Below are 20,164 nucleotides of genomic sequence, written 5' to 3' on the forward strand. Positions count from 1 at the left end.
AATCCCCCTCTCTCAAAAAAGCATTAATAGCTCATTCAATAAACGTTCACGAAAATTTTTTTTACGATCACTAAGAACTCTCGTAGCATAAATTTGTGGAATTTTATCATAGTGCAAGTCTTTGTACTTTTTGTGAACACGCAATTCATCAACCATTGACATAAAAGCATTTTCAAATTCGATGACCTCATGGTCACGAAACTCACCAACTTTATCTAAAGGCATATTCTTAACGTTTTTTTCTTTATCGAGTTCCTTATCTACCCAAATTAGATAAGTTCTAACTACTTCATCTTGTGTTAAAAACTTCATGCGGAAATAAAGAAACCAGTTTTAGCGAAAAAACCATTAGTGCTAAAACGGTAATCTTGACCAAATTTTTTAGTATTGATGTAACTAACTAAGTTATCTGGAACATCATACCAAGTGTTATGTTCAATTAAGTAGTTGCCCAAATCGTTATCTTCTAAAATATTGGGTAGATAGATAACACGTTCGGGATTACTAACTAAAGCTTCAATATTTTCATAAATGCCACTGCTGAGTAAGTCACGAGCATTCTCCCATAAATAATCAGGTACATTATCAAGTTCGGCTGCAATTCGATTAAGCCTATTAATATTGGCATACTCGCCAATATCAAATGGAGCTTCATAATCCGTAATAATCCATTCTTCTTCGGTTTCATTCAATCCAATTTTGCGAGCAATTGTATTAAATGGTACTGGTAAGGTGAACCACGCACCTTTAGTATTGCCAGCATTTCGTCGAGCAAGATTTTCAACGAAAATACTAATTTCCTTTTCCATGATTAGCCTTCTTTCTGTAATTAAATTCATCAAAAACAACTGGATTATCAGTGTAGTTGACTTTAGTATCATGACAAATTTTCTTTTTGCTTTGCAGATACTCGAAGTAAAAAGTAATGTAATCTAGTAAGTACCAGAAAATATTTTTACCATCAGGTTGAACCTTTTCAACTAAACGTACCGTTAGGTACGGTACACCAACATAAAATAACATGGTAAACAGTGGAATATAAGAACTGATAAAACTTACTAAAGAATGAAAAACAATAAAGATAATAAACAGTGTTAGCAAGTAGATTAAGACATCTCTTAACTTGATAAAATAAGGCAAAGAGAAGTTTTGCGTTAATTGTTTAATCTTAATTGGCTCATTAAAAACATTACGATAGTTATAGTTGCGTTTTTCCAATACCATCAACTCCCAAAAATGGTTTTAAAGATATTGCCAATTGCAGTAAAAACAGTTTGCGAGTTAGAAATGACAAACCAAGTTAAACCAGTCAATAAAGCAATCCCAATCACTCTGCCTAATTCTTGACGAAAAATAAATTTAACCAGTAAGATAACAATAATAATCGTGATTGCATATTTACCTTGAGTAACGACCCAATCAGAAACATTACCTAAAGACGGTAATTCAGAAGCTAAAAAAATAGATTGCATATTAATCTCCTCCAATATTATGATTAAACTCATCAACAAAATAAGTTGTTTGTTGTTTTGAAAGTTTTAAAGTGACGTTTTCTGAGTGTTCAATATCCGAATCACTACGTTTTAAGGTTAATAAACATTGAACAACTGGATTGTTTTTTGTACCATAAACATGTAGATTTTGGATATTAGCGACTTGATAGTTACCAGCTAATCCTTGAGGATTAGCCATAATAAATTTCATATCACTAGTTTTAGCAGACGCATATTTTTTCAAAAATGACTTAGTAAAATCAGTGACTTGATTGTATAAACTAATCGAAGTAGTCTGGTTATCTTTAGAATATTTACTTTGTAATTTGCCGATATGACCAATCGGATTGATTTTGTTAGAAAAGTAAGGATAACTAACAACAGTAAATTTGTTGTTTTTAACTTTGAACGGAATATTTAAATAACCGCTAGTTTGGTTACCATTGATAGAGTAATTGACATAATACTGCGCAATTTTAGCTCCATGTCGAGTATAAATACTTTGAATTGAAGCATTGTTGAAAGACTGACTATCATTACCAGCTTGATCAGTGGCAGTTAAATTAGTCGCATAGTAAACAGATAAAGCTTTGTTTCTGTTATCCATATCATTAGCATTATTGGGATAATTGAGATAAAGGTTTAAAAAATCTTGCATGTAGTTATTTAACAAAAAACTGTAACCGTTGATATTAGTTGAAGCTCGGTCGAGCTTCGTTTGATAGGTTCGAATTTCTTCTTGCAGTTTGTGATTAGTTTGTGAAACATTACAGGCTTTAATAAAAGCCACAATGCCACTAGAAAAAAGAAAGATCATTGTTATCCAAACAATGACCCTAGCCGACTTCATATTTACTTTTTTCTTTTTACGTGGGATCTTATCAACTTGACGAGAATTACGTTTTTTAAATTCAAAATTTCCGATTTTAATTTTAAATACCCCCTTAATTACTTAGAGTAAAATTGATCCTCAATAGCAGAAATTTTATTGTTCATATCTGTATAGATAGTACCTATATTGATTCCTAATAATTCAAGCTCTGTTCTTATATACTTTTTATATTCCTGTTTAATAGAAATCTTTATTAAAGAATTTTTAGTTGAAGAATTTTTAGTCGAAGTAAGATAGCCTACTCTATATTCTTTTAGTTTAGCATTTATTAAGTCTAAAATATTTTTTTGAGGACTGTTATAATCAATCTCTACTAGCCCCATTAGTAAAAATGCAGCGTTTTGTGCTGAAATTCTTGAATCAATTTTATTAGGTACTACAATTAAAGGATTCATTAAATCTTTTACTTCTATTCTTTTTTCAAAATTACCGCTATTTTTAGAAATAGCATGATAGAGATTAATAGATCCCTTAGATAAACCGTTATTAAGATCTTCTGGTTTTAGTATTTCTTTATTTTTAGAAACTAACTCTTGACAATCTTTAGAAACTTGAACTTGTTCATTAAAAGAAAGCTGAGATAGTGCAGATAAAATAGCAACTTTATCACCATCTGGGTAATTGATTCTATTCTTATTGCTATCTGAGTTAGGATATGGCTTAAATATTTGTACAGAACCATCTCCTTCGTCTTGACAAACTGCAAAGTATAAAGCATCAAGTGGATTTGATGATATATCTAAAAGTCTGGTAGGAACACCGTGATGCTGCATAATAGCTAATTTATCAAAAGTACTATATTTTTCATTCTGTAATTCTGGGGAAACACTGATCATTTTCTGAAAAATTTCTTTTTCTTTTTTCATTAAAAAAGCTCCATCTTTTTCTTTGAAAATTGAAGGCCTAGTATAGTCGTATTTTTGAGATTCTCCTCTGTAAAACAAATATGAGCCTATTTTTCTTCTCATTTTCTCGTGAACACCTGTAGGTGCAAAAATACTGTAAGGATTTTTTTTTAATGGATTGGGCTGAAATCCTATATGACCTATGCGCTGTTCTTGACTACGGTTAAAAAGTTCATTATTTTCTATTTCTATACCTGATTGCATAATAGCAGTAATATAGGATCCAACAGAATCTATGTGCATGGAAAATTTTTCTGGATCATCGTTGAAATTAGCACTTTTTTTATTAAAATAAACATTTTCAATATTCACATCTTGATACTCGGACATAAAATTACCCTCTTTGATTTTATACATTTATCTTAATACAAAGTTAATGTATTTAAAAGAAAATATAGGTACAAAATATTTTAGAGAGTTTTAAGTTTCTTGATTATTCAGTAATAGAATAATTTGGATCAATCACACTCTGAATCATTTTTCTATGTCGCTCACCTAAATTTGCTTGTGCTATCATCGCTTCAATTTCTTCTGTTTCTAAGGTATCATCAATAATTTTAAAGGCTTTTAAGGTTGGCATAACTTGATTTTGTAACCACATTTTGGTCCGCTCAAAAGTTATTTCTTTTGGATCGGTTACAAAAGTTAATTGGCTAACACCACCTAAAAATAATGACCAAGCTGGATAAATTAACCAATTTCGCTTATACCTTGTTTTTGAAGGTAACAAAAAGGTAACGTACTCTTTTATATAACCAAAAACTAAATCGCAAATGTCAATTGGCTTTATTGGATCTGTAAGTTGGTGAGTAACTTGATTAGCTTTATTTCCGCTAAACCTTAATTCATAACGATTTTTAACTGGAACGTCTTGCACCTTGAGGTGCTTTTTCTTAGCAATCTCATAATTTTTCTGATAAAAACACATATAGAATTCACTTTGCATTGAACCAAAATAAATACTGAGTCCAGCAACTTGCAGTTTATCGGTAATTTCATTTTTTTGAGTACCCCAATGATAACTGCACGTTTTAAATTTAGATTTATACTCTTTGCGCTCCATTTTATGCAACATTCGTTTTAAAGGTAAAGCCTCTTTATAATCATTGACAGCAATATCAATTCGAGTAACATTCGCTTGATAAGCAAAACAATCTTTTAAAAAGTCTAACCAGCTTCGCTTTTGTTGACGAAGAAAAACTTCAAATTGACGACAGCCTTGTCCAGACATTTCAATTAAAATACCTCGATTATCATTTGGTAAAGAGTCATAAACTTGAATCAAATCTATGCTGTAACGGCTAATATAGCCGTAACGCTTAACATCATCATTAACAAAAGCTTTGCGGATTATTTTCAAAATATCATTAAATACTAAATCTAGATTGTGAATCGGAATTCTAACTCTCAGATAATCAATAATCACTTCCATTTTGGTTTCATGAGATAACTTTTTTTGAAAATAAGCTTTTATTTTTTGTTCTGTTTCTTTTTTCAATGGTCGAGTCCCTAACTCGAAAGATATATAAGTTCGTTTACTAATACCAATTGAATTAGCAACCTGTTGTTGTGTTAAACCATTATGAAGCCTTAGGCTTCTAACATATTCACTTGACCATTCATAATTTTTTCTAGTTACCTTGTTTTTCAATATTTCACTTCCTCAAAAACTTGCAACTTTTTTGTTTTAGTGTGCAAGTTCTAAAACTGTTGTTACACCCGACAAATTAATGTTTAACGTTACCTAGGTTGACTTGATTTCAACATTACTACCCCCCTGTTAGCAACCGGGGGTAAACACTTGGCGCTCGGAGCTTTCAGCTCCTCCCGCCAGACTTCGCCCGCGTAGCTTCGCTGGGCGTTCCACGCCCCCGCTCCGCTATCGCCTGTCGGCTCTGACCGCTTCGCTACGAGGGCTCGTCTTTGTTGAGTAAATAATTGTAAAATGAAAACTCTGGTGGCACAAAGGGGGCAAAAAAGGCTCGAACATAAGCCCCACCAATGGAAGCATAGCCCCAGCCACGTACTTCATCACTTTGAACTTTAAAGTTTTTGTCGGATTCACCAAACATCATAATATAGCCTGAACGTGACATTTGACCTAAAGAAACTCTTAAACCAAATTGATCTCGCATACCATCTTCAAAGTATTTAGCGTCAGGTCGTTGCATACCAGCAACTAGGAAAAAACCTAATTGTCTGCCTAACAAAATAATCTGTTTCATATATCCTAAAATTTTTTCCTGTTCTTTAAAATCTAAATTACTCATATGAGCCACATATTCATCAAAGAATAAAACCTTCGGTTTCATATTGAAACTGCGATAATCTTTGCCAATTTCACCTGCTTTTCTTAATAATTCTTTGTATTCATTTTGTCTTTCAACCATTTGTTCGTAAAATTCACGCACACACTTATTAATTTGACCTGTACTAGAAAAAATTTTTCCATTTAGAATTGGTACTTGATCCAATTGTGACAAATCAGACATTTTAGGATCGCAGACATAACAGTCTGCGCCTAAATCAATAAATGATTTTAAAAGAGCTTGAATAAAATAAGTTTTACCACCTCCAGTAATCCCACTAATCAAAGCGTGCGGAAACTTATTGTAATCCCATGAAAAACCATGCATTAATTCTATTTTTTTAGAGTCAGGTTTAATATCAGTAATATTAATTCTATTTTGAATTGGGTCATTAATTAGCTTGTAAGCTTTAAAACCTTTTTCGTCGACAATATCAAAAAGATCAGCGAACAAGGCTTGTTCAAGCTGTTCACCAATCCGATTAAACTTATCTTGATTTTTTTGTAAATCCATTGGGAACCTAACAGTAATAATCAACTTTTTATAGTGATAGTAAACTTTAGGAAAATAGATAATTTTTTGTCGAGAATTGTTAAGGTTTCGATTTTTTGCAAGATACAATTTATTATCAATAATCATTCTAGCTAATAGTTGTCTATGTTTTACCCGAGTAAAAAAGCCATTGTGATTATCACTTTTCTTGTATATTGCAAAACTAATAATTGCGCCACCAAAAGCAAAAACCGCAGATACTAATGCACCCCAAATAACTTTATCTGGACTTCTAACGTAAATAAGATAGAGAAACGAAATTGAGAGTAAAGTAAAAGGCAATGACATCAAAGATAAATAGATAAAAACAATATCTCGATGAAACCGCCTAATACGAATTCCTTTATATTTGAACATTTAGATCACCTTACTTTTTTAATGAATTAGTTGTCGGTTTGCTTGGCTCTATTTTGGTAACCTCTCCTTTATCAACTAAAACAATATCATCAGCAGTAACTCGAATTCCAGAGTCAACATAACGACCATTTGGAATAGCATAATTTTCAACTACTGGATTGATTAACTTAACCGTTGAATTGAATGGAAAATTCTTTTCCTCTGTTTCAGCAGGTAAAATAACTGTAAAAGAATCATGTTGCAACTTTGATAAAATATCATAACGTCTGTCTTTAATCTCACCTGTTGGTTCACCATCTTCACCAAGAACTAATGAAGGTGCTTTTTTATCTAGAAATTTCAATTTGCCTAATGATTTTTCTTCATCAATAACAATACCATTGCGTAATTTTAAAATTTTAGCCATACTATTTGTCCCCCTTTTTCTTAATATTTTCAGCAGTCAATTTCCATGAAGCAATAGCTTCATAACCAGTCGAACGACCAGTTGGTTCAAGCTTAGGATTAAGTAATTCAACTTCAGTATCAGTTTCAAAAGTTTTTGAACCAGCTCTTGTTGGAATTTGAACTTCAATTAATTCAGCTTGTTTCTCTGATAAAAGATTATAAACTACTCCTGTCGCAATACGAGAACGACCGCTAGTAACTTCACGATCTTTTCCTTCAAAAGTTAATTTGCCGAAAGTTTCGGCAGTTGGAATAACATATTTTAATGGCATTTTTAATACCTTCCTTTCAATTATAAAAAAGATCATCTGATTAACAGATTGACCTAAAGATAAAGAGATTTATTGATATAAAGCAATTTTTCTAGTAGAGTTTCTATACTCACTTGGATTCTTTTGAACGATCTTTTTAAACTGCTTTATAAAATAAGTGTCATAAGAAAAGCCTGTAGAATAAGCTATTTCATTCAAGCTAAGTCCAGTATGAGTCAATAGTTCCTTAGATATTTTTATTCTGTACAATAGTAAATACTTCATTGCAGTACAACCATATTTTTTTTTGAATTCCTTATTTAAGGATTCTCTATTTAAAAAAGAATGAGTTATCAAATCATTTAAAGTTATCTTTTTTTGGTAATTCGAATGAATATAGTTTAGCGCTGCATTTAATGGCGTTTTTTTGTTTGTTTTTTCTAGTTCATCTACCATTGATAACAATTCAATTAAATACTTTTTTATACGACAAACCCAAAACTCATCACTTTGAACTGTAATTTCACTTCCAGCAACAAAAAATTTTTCGATAATCTTTGGATAAATGTGGTCATTAAGTTGATAAAGACCTATTCTTGTTGAATACTTACTTCTTTCAAAAAGTTTCATACCAGCTTTAATACGTGGACTTTTTGAAGATAGATATTTTTTTTCAGAAACCCTTAGTGTACATAAAAAATCAGCATCAAACTTTATAGTTGGAGCAATAACATTTTGTTGCTTGTTTACAATTAGTTGATCATGACTTGTAAGGCATAGTAGACAAGGTGCCTTAACTTTTAGAGGAATTCCATTCAATATTCCGTAAAAGATCCCAGAGGTAAGCAATGTAAGTGTGTAAACATTCTTATACGGAAGGTTCTCCAAGAAACTATTAGCGATAAAATCAATATTAACAATCCTGTCTTTAAAACGATCTTTTTGAGGCACTGATCCACTCTCCTACAAATAGTATAGTTGATATCTTCATATAATAGATTATATCACACAAAACTATGAGCTATACTTTTGATGTAGTCAATTAATATTTAAACATATTTGGAGGTAGTTAATATGACTGTTAAAGTAGCAATAAATGGTTTTGGACGAATTGGTAGATTGGCTTTTCGGAGAATACAAGAAGTTGAAGGAATTGAAGTTACTGCAATAAATGATTTAACCGATGTCAAAATGTTAGCAAATTTATTAAAATTCGACACAACCCAAGGAAAATTTAAAGGTAGTGTTTATGGAAAAGAAAATAAATTAGTTGTTAATGATCAAAAAGTTGATATCTTTTCAAATCCTGATCCTTCAAAATTACCATGGGGAAAATTAGGCATTGATATTGTTCTTGAATGTACAGGCTTTTTCACTTCTAAAGAAAAAGCAAAATCTCATATTGAAGCAGGAGCTAAAAAGGTTCTGATTTCTGCATTTGCTGGAAATGACGTTCCAACTATTGTCTTCAATACTAACCATGACATACTAAATGGTAACGAAAATATTATCTCTGGTGCTTCTTGTACAACGAATTCTCTGGCACCTATGGCCCAAGTTTTAAATAATAATTTTGGTATTATTGAAGGACTTATGACGACCATTCATGCTTATACGGGAGATCAAATGACTCTCGACGGTCCTCACCGTAAAGGTGATTATCGTCGAGCTCGTGCAGCAGCTGAAAATATTGTTCCAACTTCAACAGGAGCAGCAAAGGCAATTGGTCAAGTTATTCCAGAATTAAGTGGAAAATTAGACGGAGTATCTCAAAGGGTGCCCGTTAAAGCAGGTTCACTTACAGAACTATATACAGTTCTTAAAAAGAACACATCTGTAGAAGAAGTTAATCATGCTATGAAATTGGCAACTAATGAGTCTTTTGGGTATAATACAGATCCAATAGTTTCTACGGATATTATTGGAATGACTTATGGTTCATTATTTGATGAGACACAAACTAAAATTATGGAAGTAAATGGTAAACAATTAGTAAAAACCGTAGCATGGTACGATAACGAAATGTCGTATACTTCTCAATTAGTTAGAACGCTTAAATATTTTGCCCAAATATAAGATAAATACAGTGTAAATTAAAAAACCAGAACATTAATTTTAATGTTTTGGTTTCTTTATTTTAATACTCTACTTCTCGAATGATATTAAAAAATTGACTGGTTGGTAATTTGCTCTACTTAAAGAATATTCATCAAAAATTTCAAATTTAGAAATTGCATTGTCTGTTTTCGATACCCCATATACATGATATATGTTATATGTTTTATTCTTATCACTAGCTAAAGAATCCAAAACCTTCTTTTCTTTAGCTGACATATAAAATGATTGGTTTGAGCCAGTAGTTGTTTTAACATCAATATAGGTTATCATTTTGTCATTTTTTAGCAGAATATCATAATCTGCAGCATCATTTCCCTTTTTACCCGCAAGATTTGAGGAAATTGGAATAATTTCATAGTTGCTCGCAGTGTATTTCTTGGTTAAATATTTAAAAACAGCTTGTTCTCCAATTTTACCAATATCATCTTTTATTTGATCACCCTGTGCACTATGAACCCATGTATGATTAACATTTGTTTTTGTTTGTTTTGTCGAATTTCTTTTAATTTCCTCTAAACTTGGTATTTGCATAGCTGATGTGGTATCACCGATTAAAAGTAATTCCATTAGTTCTTTAGAAAGCAAGTGACTCAAATAGAATCTAATTTAAATAGATATTGTTGTTTTAATTTTCCATTTTTATCAAAAATTTCCCCTTTATGTGCGTTCAACCATTCTCTATGATTCGATAATGGAATTTCAAGTATATGCATATCGCAATCAACTCTCCAACCATCATCATCCCAAATATTTCCATCATATTCAGGTGGTTTGGGAGAACTATAAACATCATACTTTGCGACACTCACTGCATGGATAATCTGATTGTAGACATGGAAAATAATATCGCCTTTTTTAACTTGAGACATGTTTTCATAACCGCGATTTTTACCATGTTTTTGATTCAACTTAGGAGACCATAGAAGCTTATGTTCAAATTCATATTTATGACTTTGATTTTGTGAAACAAGGAAATAAGAAGACATGTAAATCACCACTTTAATTTTTATATATTAACTAAGTTTATGATAGCATATAAAAATTATATTTAAGTGAAATCTCCCATATTTTTTCAGATAATTTTAATATTAAAAATCAATAAAATAAGTAAGAGGTACACCTCACACTCAACTTTGCCAGTTGGCGGTTGTTCAAGCTACTAACTTTGCTATCATCCAGCGTCTTATTCTATTTCTACAAATATTAAAATATTATTCAAAATTATATGGCTAGTTCTAAGTATTAATAAAGTACATAAACTAGCTTTTCTTATTTAACATCACTCCCTAACACTTTGAATTGTCACGCTTTGAGCCAAGCTATACTGGTTAGTAATCTAATTATTGCTGTTATTTTTTTACCTCTCTTTCATATTTGCTATTTTTATATTTGAAAAATTAAGCATGTCAATTAAGTAATGGATCACTTAAGTCCGACTTCATTGTTTCGGAGTTTATTTTTCCTACAATTTTAAATTATGAGTAATAAAAAAAGCATTTCTAATGAATGCTAAAAAAATATCTTTAACACCGCTCCCCAATCTCTTGGATCATCGCGCTTCGCACCCAGTTTATGCTGGCATGTGTAGGTCACTGACCAACGAGCCTCTCAGAGACGTAGCACGCATTGTTTTTAATCCATGACTAACTTTTGAATCTGGTAATTTAACCATTGAAGTATAATTGTTACTTCCGTATCCAATTGTCAAAGTGCAAATACGGAAATTTATACATGAAAATGAATAGAAAATTCATAAGCCTAAAAAATTGTTCTTTTCATAAAATCCTTATCATTTCATGAAAGTGGGCAAAACGTAACTAAACAATCAGATTACCTAATTGTTGCTGTAATACATGTTTAAACCTCTTCCGTACATTGCTATTCTGACATATGCATGTCAAGTGTTGTCAAATCCACAAACACCCTCTTATGTTTATTTTGAGTTTAAAAGGTTGTTAAATCAACGTTTTAAACAGCAAAAATAAATTTTAAAAAGAAAATGAAATATTAAAAAAGGGTACAAAAGTTTGTAAAAAATAATCGTCAAACCTTATAACCAGCAAAAATAATTTAATTTGCCAGCCAAAGCTTGACGATTATTTTTATTTTTCATGTAAAAACCATATTTTTAGTGATTTATTCAATATTTTTTAACTTTTACATGTATAATTTGCTACAATTTTGTGAATTAATTCTGGTGAAACTCGCTTTAAATCAGTGTTTATCAATATTTTAGAACGCCATAAATTTTTTCATAGCCAAAGGATAATTTATTTGAACATACTTAGATAATAAGTTTAAAGCAAAAAAAGCGTTCATTAGTTGAAAAGCTTCTTAATAATAAACTTTTCATACTTTTCGTGTGTTTGAACTTATCATCTCCATAATCTAATACGAAAAAAGTGCAAATTTCGTTTGACTCATTAACTAGCAGTATTAGATGATAATCTTTATTTTTTTGAGAAATTTTGATAGTATTTTGTGGCAATCCAGTAAAGGTTAGATCTTTTATTTGATAAGTTTTTAACTGTTCTTTGAATTCGTTATTGTATGCAATTAATTTCAAAACAGAACCTCCAATTAAAGGACTATTAATTACATTAATGTAGTCCCTTAAACAGTAAAGAAACCAGTTTGTTTAATAAACTTAAGCAACAGCTAGAACCACTACATTATTTTTTATTGGTAACTTGTTAAAATTTCTGTATAATGAAAGCATGTAGAGAAGTTAAGACGGTGGCGCTCTTGATTGGAGGTGGTGCCTATGGTGTTAAAACCTTAGAAACCACAAATCCTAATGAAAGGAGTTGCCTAGTGTCCATTGCGGACGCTTTACAACTAATGCTTGGTTTCGGTACGTTTACCGTTACTTTAATTGCATTAGTTGTTGAGTTGATTAAAAATCAGCGAAAAAAATAACCGCCCTACTTTGGCCAGTAGCGGTTACTAAGTAACAACACTGCGTCCACCGCCTAGCGGCTCTGCAAAGGAAGTCTTGTTCCAGCAAGGCTTCTTTTATTTTCTATGAATATTATAGCACGATTCAAAATAACTTGGCTAGTTTAAAGTATTAATAAAATGCTTAAATTAGCTTTTTAGTTAACATTACTCTTCAATTTCTGGAATTATCTTATTTTGCATCCATGTATAGGTCAAAAACCAGCAAGTCTCTCAGAGACGTAGCATGAATTGTTTTCTATCCATAATTAACTTCTGAATTATGAATAATATTATTAGCTTGTTCTAGCTATCTTTTATAAGTTTGAATTCCGAAATCCTTTAACTGCAGAATTGCTTGCTCAAAACTAAAAAGTTTAACTGATTCTACTTCTTCTGCCTGCAATTGCAAATTGCTTATTTGAAAATCAGTTTTAAAAACAAACCAGTCTTCAATCCAATTCTCTTCAATGCAACGCATGTAAAAGTTTTCTTCATGAACTAATAAATCTAAATCAAGCTCCTCTTTAATTTCTCTTTGGATAGCCGCAATGTGATTTTCACCCTTTAAAGCAGAGCCACCGACTGATTCTTCCCAGTAACCAGGATAGTTTAATTTGTTCATAGCCCTTTTTTGCAAAAGTATTTGATTTTGAGAATTGTAAATAAATGCACTTACTACTAAATGAAACTCACCTTTATTTAATTTTTCGAAACGTCTTTTCTCAGTAATTTTATTTAATTCTCGATCGTATATATCCCAAATTTCATTTAAGTTATCAGTTGACACTATTATCAATGCCTTTCTAGCCATATTTAATTTTGATTATTTTTCTTTCTAACTTTTTTAATAAGAGTATTAGTATGCTGCATAGTTTATGAAACATAAAAATTATAGAGACGCTAAAAAATTAAAAATAACAAAACGCGTAAGCACAACTTATTCTAGCAGGCCAACATTTTTTCAGCATTATGGAACTAGTCATGATTACTTAAGTACAGATTTTACTATAATAAATAAGCTAATAAATCTCTTTAATTGGATTACTTAAATTAAATTTACTAGACCTATCAATTTAGTTTCTATTTTATCAATTTCTAGCGCTTTTTTTATTTCTCGAATTACAGAACTTTGAATTGATTCATTTGCTTCTACATGTTCTCTGAAAAAAGTAACATTATTATCAAGTTCAAAATCTATTTTATCCATGACAAGAATCAATAATAGGTCTTGTTTGCTGGAAATAATGCCATTTAGCATCATGCCCTTTTTCTTGCTACGATTATAAATCGATCTTCATTAGTTGAAATATATTGGTTAGCGTCAATTAATTTTTGGAGATTCAATAATTTATCAAAACATTGATCTACATTAAAATTTTTAAATTCCCAAGGAATAACAGTTGCATAATAAACAACAGCTCCTACATCAAAAAAAATTAGCTCAGGAAAAGATTGCTTTGCTAAAAGAATTTCGAATCCAGCACTTTTTAAGTTTATTATGGAATTCAATAAAGTACTTTCAGGATAAGGCGGAGTATAAGATTCATCAAGGTATCGCGATAAAGAAAAATTATTAGTAGCTCCTACCTGTTCAGTAATGAAAAATCCGCCGGTATGTAACTTTTTATAAACTGAAGCTGCATTAAAGGCTGCATGGCTATTAGTAATAAAATCTACACTGTCATCCTTAATAGGTAATTCTTCTTCTGTTTTTGTTGGATATATCTTTATTCCAAGTGGTAAAAGACGTTCTTTTATTACTTTAATATTGGGCAGCCATGATTCAGTAACAGAGGTTCGTGCAGTATTATGCTTAAATGAAAGCAATAGCTCACCGCCTCCAGTTGCCATATCGAGTAAACTTGCATCTTGTTTTAGATATTTAAGAACAATTTTCCTATAATCCCAAGGCATTTCTTTATTCAACCAACGTCCTTTTAAATGATCAAAATTCCAACCGTGCATATCTAATTGTGCTTCTTTTTCCCATAATAATTTTAAATCGTTTTCCATTTCTTTGCTCATCTGCCTTCACTTTCTATTCGATTAAAACTAATGTTGAATTGAATAACGAAAATTCTACACAAAGTACCTTCTTAGTAGGGGTATTTTATGAATATATGAATGTAGCAACTTTCTATACAGAACTTATTGCTTTAATAATATTATAATTGTATTGCCATATTATAGACAATACAAGATTATTATTTAAGGGATAGCAATATTAATAATGTAATAGGAATTAAGAAATCGGGAAGTATAATAAAAACATTTCCAACATTAATGTTTTTAGCTGTTATTATTTCCTTTATATGATTTATTCCAGCTCCAATTAAAAAAAATGCAAGAACTATAACTAATGGCATTGCTTTTTTTCCATTAGCAACTAATCCACTATAAATACTACTTATTCCAATTCCTAAAGATATTAGCCCAATTTCTTTTTGAAATCCATTTGACACCCACCCAATACTTTTAGCAACTCTTTTACTAAAAATAAAATGGCCTGTAAAGTTGAACAGTCCAAAAAAGCCAACACCAAAAATTAAATGAGCCTGTAAAAGACAAGTTATTATGCCTTTTTCAGGAAAAAACATGAACATAAGAAAACCTAAAATCCAGCTAGCTATGTATGAAATTATATATATCATATTAAATATTCTCCCCATGACTATCTTTTAAAGATAGATATTGATAAATATTTTATACTTTCTCTATTATATTCCAAAAAAACCAATATTCCCCTTGTTGTTTATGAATAAAACTAAATCAATCATTGTACCAAGGATGTTGATAGTGTTAATCTCATTGTTACCAATTTAAGTGCTTATTTCACTACTAACGAGTGTAAATGACACTTGTAGCAATTCTTAACTATTTTTGATGGTAAATTTAGTAGCCCTCTTTCAAATTCTGAGTAATAAAAAACAACTCTTTGGAATAGAGTTGCAAATAAATTTATAGTTCTTAATAATCCTCAGTATTTAAAAAATTTAGTATCTTTTGTACCAATTCAGATGATAATGGTTTATCAGGTTGCTGATAACTTGCTAAATTGGCTTTGGTATCTGATTCGGGAACAATTTTTAAAACGTGATTCATTTTGGGGATGATTGCTAGTTTAGCTGTTGGAACAGCCTGCTTTAGCAATTCAGCATCAGATACAGAAACTTGTAAATCTTCAGTACCTTGGATTAGTAAAATTGGTAATTTTAATTTAGTCAATTCTATAACTGGATCAATTTTTAGAATTGATTGTAAGTATGGTTGGATACTAGGGCGAAACAGTGTTTCTAATTCAACAGGAACTTGTGGAACTAAATTTCCATTCTTCAGAGAATCCAATATCTGTATGCTTCTTTGTAACCATTCTTCTTGACCTGACAGTTGTTGAGTTAACTGATCTTGCAAAATGTTTGCTAAGTTACGACCAGGAGTAGCTAATAAGATTAAACCAGCAGCTTTAAGCTTTTGGCAAGCTTCGATTGAAATTAGCCCCCCTTCACTATGCCCGAGAATAAAAATTTTACTAAATTTATCAGATTCACTTAAATATCTTACCCAAGAAAGAACATCAGTTACAAAGGTTTGTAATCTAAGTTGATTTTCTGGAATTGTGGCAGACTGACTTTTACCGACTCCGCGCTTATCAAAACGTAAACTAGCAACATTATGAGCGGCTAATTGTTCAGCTAATTGCTTCAAATTATTAGTTTCCCCAGAGAGACGGTTATTACCATCGCGATCTGTTGGCCCTGACCCTGCAACAATTAAAACTATTGTAGGTTTTTCTATATTATCTGGCACTATAAGAGTACCTGATAATGATCCATTTGAGACATCAAGTTTAATTTCTTTTTCCATAGCTCTACCTCCTCGTTATATTTCTATACTGTCAGTGGTGATTTTTTATTAAGTAAGACTATCAACAAAATGCTCCATTCACAAATATACGGTAGCATAAAAACTATCAAAAAGCATCTTTTAAAGTTACTAAGTAATTGCTGCTTAACTAGATTATCAGCAATGTTGATATAGTTCATTGATTAACGAGTATCTTAGAGAGGTAGTCTGCATCGCTTAGTCATGACTAGAATAACTTTTAAATCTGAAAATTTAACTATTAAAGTATAGTCGTTATTGCTATATCCAGTTGCTAAAATCTAAACATGCAAGCTTATACATAAAAATAGCTAGAAAATTTAGACACCTGAAAGATTGTTGTCGTCATTAAAGCTGTTTTATTTTTCGATCCGTAAAAAACGAGATAGGTAATGTTAAAAATGATATTAAAGCTCCCATTAGGTAAACAAATCTAAAAGCTTTAGTAACTTGAATAATTTGTCTAGCATGAATTTTATCCTTAAGAGTACTAACAACAGATGCTTGTGCGGTTAATTGGATTTCAATTTTGTTTTTCTCAATAAAAGGTAAAAGTTCATTATTTTGAGTCTGAATTAAATGATGTTCAATTTTATTTAAAGAAAGATAATTACGATAATACAAGTTTTTCTTAGTCGGAATTACTAAGTTATCAGTTCTCTGCATAGCGGATAATAGAGCATTCTTTTGTGTAGTTAACTTTTTCTGATTACTATCTGCTGAATAAGCTGTTTTTAAGAGTGAGTTAAATTTTACTTTTACATCTTTAGAAACTCGGGCTTTATTAACAATATTTTCACCATAATTTTTTGTTTGTAGTTTAGCAGAATTAACACCCACATTTAAAAGTGCAACTAGTAACGCGATACCAAGACAAGTACCTAGTTGCCTACTTGAATTGATGATACCTGATCCGATACCACTTTTTTCAGCAGGTAAAAATCTTATTGAGGAAACAATCGTTTGGCTCATGAAACCAAAGCCAGTTCCATTAAGAATCATAAAAGTGATTAAAATGCCATCAGAAGTTTTATTAGTAATCAAGGTCATTTCCAATAAACTTGCGGTAACAAGCAATAAGCCTACTAAATTTATAAAAATATAGTTGGTTCTTTGAGCAATATATGTTCCTAAGGGCATCATAAAGAATACCGTAAGAGACAAAACAGCAATGATTGACGTTGCGTGCAATGGTTTATAATTTAATACTTCTTGTAAATAGTAATTAAAAATTATAATTGGGCATACAAGGACCATCCCGCTAATAAAACAGATAAAAGTTGAAGCGCTAAAGGTTTTCTCTTTAAATAGTGTTAATTCTATCAAAGGTTCTTTAACTTGTAGTTCAACAATTGTAAAAAGGATTAGCAGTATTATACCAGTACATAAAGATGCAATGATTTTTGTCGATTGCCAACCGTAGCTTTGTCCTTTTAAAAGTCCAAAGACAATCCCAAATATCCCACCTGATAATAGTAATACACCAATAAAATCTATCTTTTTAGAAATAGTATTATCATAAGATTCATTAATACAGAATATAATTAAGAATATTGTTATTAAACCAATTGGTAGGTTAATTGCAAAAATCCATTTTCAATGTAAATATTGAATAATCAAACCGCCTAATGGTGGACCACCTGCAGCTGCTAATCCAGTTACTGCCCCTACTACGCTTGCTATGAGGGGCATTTTTTCTTTACCAACTAGTTCAATTCCAATTGGCATAACCAATGGTGTAATCATCGCTCCACCTAAGCCTTGAAAAAAGCGAAAAACAATTAGCCAAAGTAAAGTTGGTGCCCAAATACAAGACATAGAAAAAGATGTAAAAATTAATAGACCTAGGAGCATTATTTTTTTACGTCCATATTGATCTGCTAATTTAGCTGAAGTAATCATAAAAATTGATAAAGCTAAAACGTAAATCGTTGATATCCAACTAACACTTGTGAGTGTTGTGCTAAAATGATTCTGAATTTTAGGTAGAGCCATATTAACGATAGTACTATCTAAAACCCCCATAAACATAGCTAGAGTTAACCCGATGATGCCAGCAATTCTTTTTACCATTATTATCCTCCTTTTTAATGACTACAAGTCACTAAAAGCAAAATTAACACTTTATTGACTAAAAGTCAATTGCGGCTATAATATAATTTATATAGATTAAGGAGGAAACTACAATTAGAATTCGAAAAAAACCTGACGTAAGGAAACAAGAACTAGCTACTCATGCTATGCATGAATTTTATGTAAATGGATATGAAAACACTTCTATACAGGATATAGCAGATGCCGCAAAAGTAGCCCACGGTTTAATTTACAAATATTTTAAAAATAAACAAGAGTTGTATGAATACGCGTTAGAAATTTTTATTGATGATGTGGTTACACAGTATCTAGAACTTTTTTCAAAATCTGATTTCACACTAGAAGATATGATTATAAATACTTTTGATTTGCTAAATACTGACAAAAATAAAGATTTTTTCGGTTACTTGCATAAAAAAGGTAATGAAGTAGTTTATAGAACAATTATGCAGAATATTCTTAATAAAATGGTTCCTTCGTTAACAAAGATAGTAGAACCATTGGGTAAAAAAGAAGGATACCAAATTGATGATATCCCTGTTTTTCTTTCATTTATTTTGGGTGGACAAATTGAAATTATGGTTAATACTCCTATTGATAAACAAGTTGAAATCAAGAAAAAAATATTAAGATATATTCGAGTTTTGTTAGAAGCTAGTAAAAAAAATCCTCTGTAATACTAACCAGCAGTACTAAATACATGAGTTTCAACAGAAACAATTCTGTTATAAAGTCGTGAAATCATTTTTAGTAAATTCCTGTATGATGAAATCAGTAGCTAAGGCGGTGGTGCCTATGGTATTAAAACCTTAGAAACCACAAATCCTGATGAAAGAGATTGTCTAGTATCCATTGTGGATTAGATGCTTTACAACTAATGCTTAAACTGGCTTTTCTTAATAATCAACATCTTCATCATATTAAATAATTATAACTGGGCGTGGATGACTAGGTACTTCCCAAGCCTTTTTGATATCTTCTAACTTAAAAGTAATAGTAGGGATATGCCAGCTATTAGTTACAGCTAGTTCAAATACCCTCTCAGCTGATGAGAGCAACTCCTTTGAACCTACTGACCCCAACCCAGATCCCATTAAAGTCAATTTAGTAGATCTCAGTAATGCGCCAGGTATGGTTATTTCTTGTGAAGCGAGTGTACCAATCTGAATGTAACGAGTTTCAAATTGGTGGTTACTAAATTGATAAATTGCTTGCATAATTTGTTGAGCAGTATCTCCCCATAAATAGTCTAAAACAATCGTGACATCAGTAATAATTTTCCCTAAATCAACCAAATATTGAGCTTGCTCGTTATCACCGTAATCAGATGAAGATAGGTATTCATCCGCACCAGAGTGTTTCAAGACATCTTTATTTCTGCCAATAGCAATAACTTTTTTTGCTCCTAAAGCATAAGCCATTTTTACAGCTAACATGCCAGCAGTTCCTGTTGCTCCATTAATTAAAACAACATCATTTGATGTGATTTTTGCACGATAAACTAAAGCAGTATATGAGCTCATACCAGGATTAGCAATAGCTGCAGCTGTTATCGTATCTAACTTTTCTGGAATTTTTACTGTCCGTTTTTTGTTAACGAGTGTTTGTTCTGCTAAAGCGCCATATGATCCTTGAGAGCCAATAAAGTAAAATCGATTGCCGTTAGTATCTTCTCCAACACCCTCCATTCCAGCAACCTTAGGAAATGAGTCATGACTAGAGTAATGATTCCCTAAAGAAGACGACTTACTAACTTTAGTTAACGCACTAGCTTTAACTGTTAGAATTAATTCATCTTCGGTAGAGTGTATTGGTGCATCAATTTTTTCAACTACAGGTAAGATTCCTTTGTTTTTAACAATTGCTGCTTTCATAATAAGCACCTCTTTCATTTATGTGCAAAATGCACTTAAATTAGTATAAC

25 protein-coding genes are annotated in these 20,164 nt (G+C 31.1%); 3 read left to right on the forward strand and 22 right to left on the reverse strand.

The window, feature by feature from the left end:
- Positions 1-12: 12 nt before the first annotated feature.
- The 11 genes from LB941_RS08320 to LB941_RS08370 all read right to left on the reverse strand — a co-directional run bounded on the left by LB941_RS08320 (position 13) and on the right by LB941_RS08370 (position 8,157).
- Positions 13-312, reverse strand: a complete 300-nt coding sequence (locus LB941_RS08320) for a hypothetical protein (protein ID WP_253361107.1) — start codon at positions 310-312, stop codon at positions 13-15.
- A complete protein-coding gene (locus tag LB941_RS08325; protein WP_253361109.1) occupies positions 309-809 on the reverse strand; it encodes an antirestriction protein ArdA in 501 nt (166 codons plus the stop codon). Before LB941_RS08325 ends, LB941_RS08320 begins: the two co-directional genes overlap by 4 nt.
- A complete protein-coding gene (locus LB941_RS08330; RefSeq protein ID WP_253361110.1) occupies positions 793-1,218 on the reverse strand; it encodes a TcpE family conjugal transfer membrane protein in 426 nt (141 codons plus the stop codon). Before LB941_RS08330 ends, LB941_RS08325 begins: the two co-directional genes overlap by 17 nt.
- 5 nt (positions 1,219-1,223) lie before the next feature.
- Entirely contained in the window at positions 1,224-1,472 is a 249-nt protein-coding gene (locus tag LB941_RS08335; RefSeq protein WP_253361111.1) for a TcpD family membrane protein, read from the reverse strand.
- 1 nt (position 1,473) lies between these two features.
- Positions 1,474-2,283 (reverse strand): conjugal transfer protein, encoded by an 810-nt coding sequence (locus LB941_RS08340; protein ID WP_253361112.1) that lies wholly within the window; start codon positions 2,281-2,283, stop codon positions 1,474-1,476.
- 158 nt (positions 2,284-2,441) lie between these two features.
- A complete protein-coding gene (locus LB941_RS08345; RefSeq protein ID WP_253361113.1) occupies positions 2,442-3,620 on the reverse strand; it encodes an FRG domain-containing protein in 1,179 nt (392 codons plus the stop codon).
- Positions 3,621-3,723: 103 nt separating this feature from the next.
- The gene (locus LB941_RS08350; RefSeq protein ID WP_253361114.1) at positions 3,724-4,941 is read right to left on the reverse strand and encodes an XRE family transcriptional regulator; all 1,218 of its coding nucleotides are present in this window, start codon (positions 4,939-4,941) and stop codon (positions 3,724-3,726) included.
- A gap of 256 nt (positions 4,942-5,197) precedes the next feature.
- On the reverse strand, positions 5,198-6,508 hold the full coding sequence (locus tag LB941_RS08355) for an FtsK/SpoIIIE domain-containing protein (RefSeq protein WP_253361115.1): 1,311 nt from the start codon (positions 6,506-6,508) through the stop codon (positions 5,198-5,200).
- A gap of 10 nt (positions 6,509-6,518) precedes the next feature.
- A complete protein-coding gene (locus LB941_RS08360; protein WP_253361117.1) occupies positions 6,519-6,914 on the reverse strand; it encodes a DUF961 family protein in 396 nt (131 codons plus the stop codon).
- A 1-nt stretch (position 6,915) separates the two neighbouring features.
- The gene (locus tag LB941_RS08365; protein WP_253361120.1) at positions 6,916-7,227 is read right to left on the reverse strand and encodes a DUF961 family protein; all 312 of its coding nucleotides are present in this window, start codon (positions 7,225-7,227) and stop codon (positions 6,916-6,918) included.
- A gap of 69 nt (positions 7,228-7,296) precedes the next feature.
- Positions 7,297-8,157, reverse strand: coding sequence for a helix-turn-helix domain-containing protein (locus LB941_RS08370; protein WP_253361122.1), 861 nt, complete (start codon positions 8,155-8,157; stop codon positions 7,297-7,299).
- 123 nt (positions 8,158-8,280) lie between these two features.
- On the opposite strand from LB941_RS08370, the gene gap reads away from it, so the two are divergent.
- Entirely contained in the window at positions 8,281-9,282 is a 1,002-nt protein-coding gene (gene gap, locus LB941_RS08375) for a type I glyceraldehyde-3-phosphate dehydrogenase (RefSeq protein ID WP_253361124.1), read from the forward strand.
- 69 nt (positions 9,283-9,351) lie between these two features.
- Here the strand turns inward: gap and LB941_RS08380 are convergent, their stop codons facing one another.
- From LB941_RS08380 to LB941_RS08390, 3 genes are all read right to left on the reverse strand, one after another.
- On the reverse strand, positions 9,352-9,891 hold the full coding sequence (locus tag LB941_RS08380) for a protein NO VEIN domain-containing protein (protein ID WP_253361126.1): 540 nt from the start codon (positions 9,889-9,891) through the stop codon (positions 9,352-9,354).
- 23 nt (positions 9,892-9,914) lie between these two features.
- Complete coding sequence (locus LB941_RS08385) at positions 9,915-10,310, reverse strand: hypothetical protein (RefSeq protein WP_253361128.1); 396 nt, start codon at positions 10,308-10,310, stop codon at positions 9,915-9,917.
- Between the two features lie 1,298 nt (positions 10,311-11,608).
- Complete coding sequence (locus LB941_RS08390) at positions 11,609-11,890, reverse strand: hypothetical protein (protein WP_253361130.1); 282 nt, start codon at positions 11,888-11,890, stop codon at positions 11,609-11,611.
- Positions 11,891-12,060: 170 nt separating this feature from the next.
- On the opposite strand from LB941_RS08390, the gene LB941_RS08395 reads away from it, so the two are divergent.
- Positions 12,061-12,243, forward strand: coding sequence for a putative holin-like toxin (locus LB941_RS08395; protein WP_253361132.1), 183 nt, complete (start codon positions 12,061-12,063; stop codon positions 12,241-12,243).
- Positions 12,244-12,571: 328 nt separating this feature from the next.
- Here the strand turns inward: LB941_RS08395 and LB941_RS08400 are convergent, their stop codons facing one another.
- The 7 genes from LB941_RS08400 to LB941_RS08430 form a co-directional block, all read right to left on the reverse strand.
- A complete protein-coding gene (locus tag LB941_RS08400; protein WP_253361134.1) occupies positions 12,572-13,051 on the reverse strand; it encodes an NUDIX hydrolase in 480 nt (159 codons plus the stop codon).
- Positions 13,052-13,309: 258 nt separating this feature from the next.
- Positions 13,310-13,525, reverse strand: coding sequence for an NUDIX hydrolase (locus LB941_RS08405; protein WP_253361135.1), 216 nt, complete (start codon positions 13,523-13,525; stop codon positions 13,310-13,312).
- A complete protein-coding gene (locus LB941_RS08410) occupies positions 13,522-14,289 on the reverse strand; it encodes a class I SAM-dependent methyltransferase (RefSeq protein WP_253361136.1) in 768 nt (255 codons plus the stop codon). Before LB941_RS08410 ends, LB941_RS08405 begins: the two co-directional genes overlap by 4 nt.
- A 179-nt stretch (positions 14,290-14,468) precedes the next feature.
- The gene (locus tag LB941_RS08415) at positions 14,469-14,915 is read right to left on the reverse strand and encodes a DUF6790 family protein (protein WP_253361137.1); all 447 of its coding nucleotides are present in this window, start codon (positions 14,913-14,915) and stop codon (positions 14,469-14,471) included.
- Between the two features lie 316 nt (positions 14,916-15,231).
- Positions 15,232-16,128 (reverse strand): alpha/beta hydrolase, encoded by an 897-nt coding sequence (locus tag LB941_RS08420; RefSeq protein ID WP_253361138.1) that lies wholly within the window; start codon positions 16,126-16,128, stop codon positions 15,232-15,234.
- Between the two features lie 366 nt (positions 16,129-16,494).
- The gene (locus LB941_RS08425; RefSeq protein ID WP_341869233.1) at positions 16,495-17,736 is read right to left on the reverse strand and encodes an MFS transporter; all 1,242 of its coding nucleotides are present in this window, start codon (positions 17,734-17,736) and stop codon (positions 16,495-16,497) included.
- A gap of 6 nt (positions 17,737-17,742) precedes the next feature.
- On the reverse strand, positions 17,743-18,219 hold the full coding sequence (locus LB941_RS08430; RefSeq protein ID WP_253361139.1) for an MFS transporter: 477 nt from the start codon (positions 18,217-18,219) through the stop codon (positions 17,743-17,745).
- A gap of 167 nt (positions 18,220-18,386) precedes the next feature.
- Here LB941_RS08430 and LB941_RS08435 point away from each other — a divergent pair, with 167 nt between their 5' ends.
- Complete coding sequence (locus LB941_RS08435; RefSeq protein WP_097037823.1) at positions 18,387-18,917, forward strand: TetR/AcrR family transcriptional regulator; 531 nt, start codon at positions 18,387-18,389, stop codon at positions 18,915-18,917.
- Positions 18,918-19,160: 243 nt separating this feature from the next.
- On the opposite strand, the gene LB941_RS08440 is transcribed toward LB941_RS08435, so the two are convergent.
- Positions 19,161-20,114 carry a quinone oxidoreductase family protein gene (locus tag LB941_RS08440; RefSeq protein WP_253361140.1) on the reverse strand — a complete coding sequence of 318 codons (954 nt, stop codon included), beginning with the start codon at positions 20,112-20,114 and terminating at the stop codon, positions 19,161-19,163.
- Positions 20,115-20,164 lie beyond the last annotated feature (50 nt).

Origin of the sequence: Ligilactobacillus ubinensis (assembly GCF_024160875.1) — a bacterium.
GTDB classification, from domain to species: domain Bacteria; phylum Bacillota; class Bacilli; order Lactobacillales; family Lactobacillaceae; genus Ligilactobacillus; species Ligilactobacillus ubinensis.

Bases quoted from the DNA above. Each gene is read 5' to 3' on its own strand.
- LB941_RS08320 (WP_253361107.1), bottom strand. From the start codon at position 312: ATGAAGTTTTTAACACAAGATGAAGTAGTTAGAACTTATCTAATTTGG.
- LB941_RS08325 (WP_253361109.1), bottom strand. From the start codon at position 809: ATGGAAAAGGAAATTAGTATTTTCGTTGAAAATCTTGCTCGACGAAAT.
- LB941_RS08335 (WP_253361111.1), bottom strand. From the start codon at position 1,472: ATGCAATCTATTTTTTTAGCTTCTGAATTACCGTCTTTAGGTAATGTT.
- LB941_RS08345 (WP_253361113.1), bottom strand. From the start codon at position 3,620: ATGTCCGAGTATCAAGATGTGAATATTGAAAATGTTTATTTTAATAAA.
- LB941_RS08355 (WP_253361115.1), bottom strand. From the start codon at position 6,508: ATGTTCAAATATAAAGGAATTCGTATTAGGCGGTTTCATCGAGATATT.
- LB941_RS08360 (WP_253361117.1), bottom strand. From the start codon at position 6,914: ATGGCTAAAATTTTAAAATTACGCAATGGTATTGTTATTGATGAAGAA.
- LB941_RS08365 (WP_253361120.1), bottom strand. From the start codon at position 7,227: ATGCCATTAAAATATGTTATTCCAACTGCCGAAACTTTCGGCAAATTA.
- gap (WP_253361124.1), top strand. From the start codon at position 8,281: ATGACTGTTAAAGTAGCAATAAATGGTTTTGGACGAATTGGTAGATTG.
- LB941_RS08380 (WP_253361126.1), bottom strand. From the start codon at position 9,891: ATGGAATTACTTTTAATCGGTGATACCACATCAGCTATGCAAATACCA.
- LB941_RS08385 (WP_253361128.1), bottom strand. From the start codon at position 10,310: ATGTCTTCTTATTTCCTTGTTTCACAAAATCAAAGTCATAAATATGAA.
- LB941_RS08405 (WP_253361135.1), bottom strand. From the start codon at position 13,525: ATGATGCTAAATGGCATTATTTCCAGCAAACAAGACCTATTATTGATT.
- LB941_RS08410 (WP_253361136.1), bottom strand. From the start codon at position 14,289: ATGAGCAAAGAAATGGAAAACGATTTAAAATTATTATGGGAAAAAGAA.
- LB941_RS08415 (WP_253361137.1), bottom strand. From the start codon at position 14,915: ATGATATATATAATTTCATACATAGCTAGCTGGATTTTAGGTTTTCTT.
- LB941_RS08420 (WP_253361138.1), bottom strand. From the start codon at position 16,128: ATGGAAAAAGAAATTAAACTTGATGTCTCAAATGGATCATTATCAGGT.
- LB941_RS08430 (WP_253361139.1), bottom strand. From the start codon at position 18,219: ATGGTAAAAAGAATTGCTGGCATCATCGGGTTAACTCTAGCTATGTTT.
- LB941_RS08435 (WP_097037823.1), top strand. From the start codon at position 18,387: ATGCATGAATTTTATGTAAATGGATATGAAAACACTTCTATACAGGAT.
- LB941_RS08440 (WP_253361140.1), bottom strand. From the start codon at position 20,114: ATGAAAGCAGCAATTGTTAAAAACAAAGGAATCTTACCTGTAGTTGAA.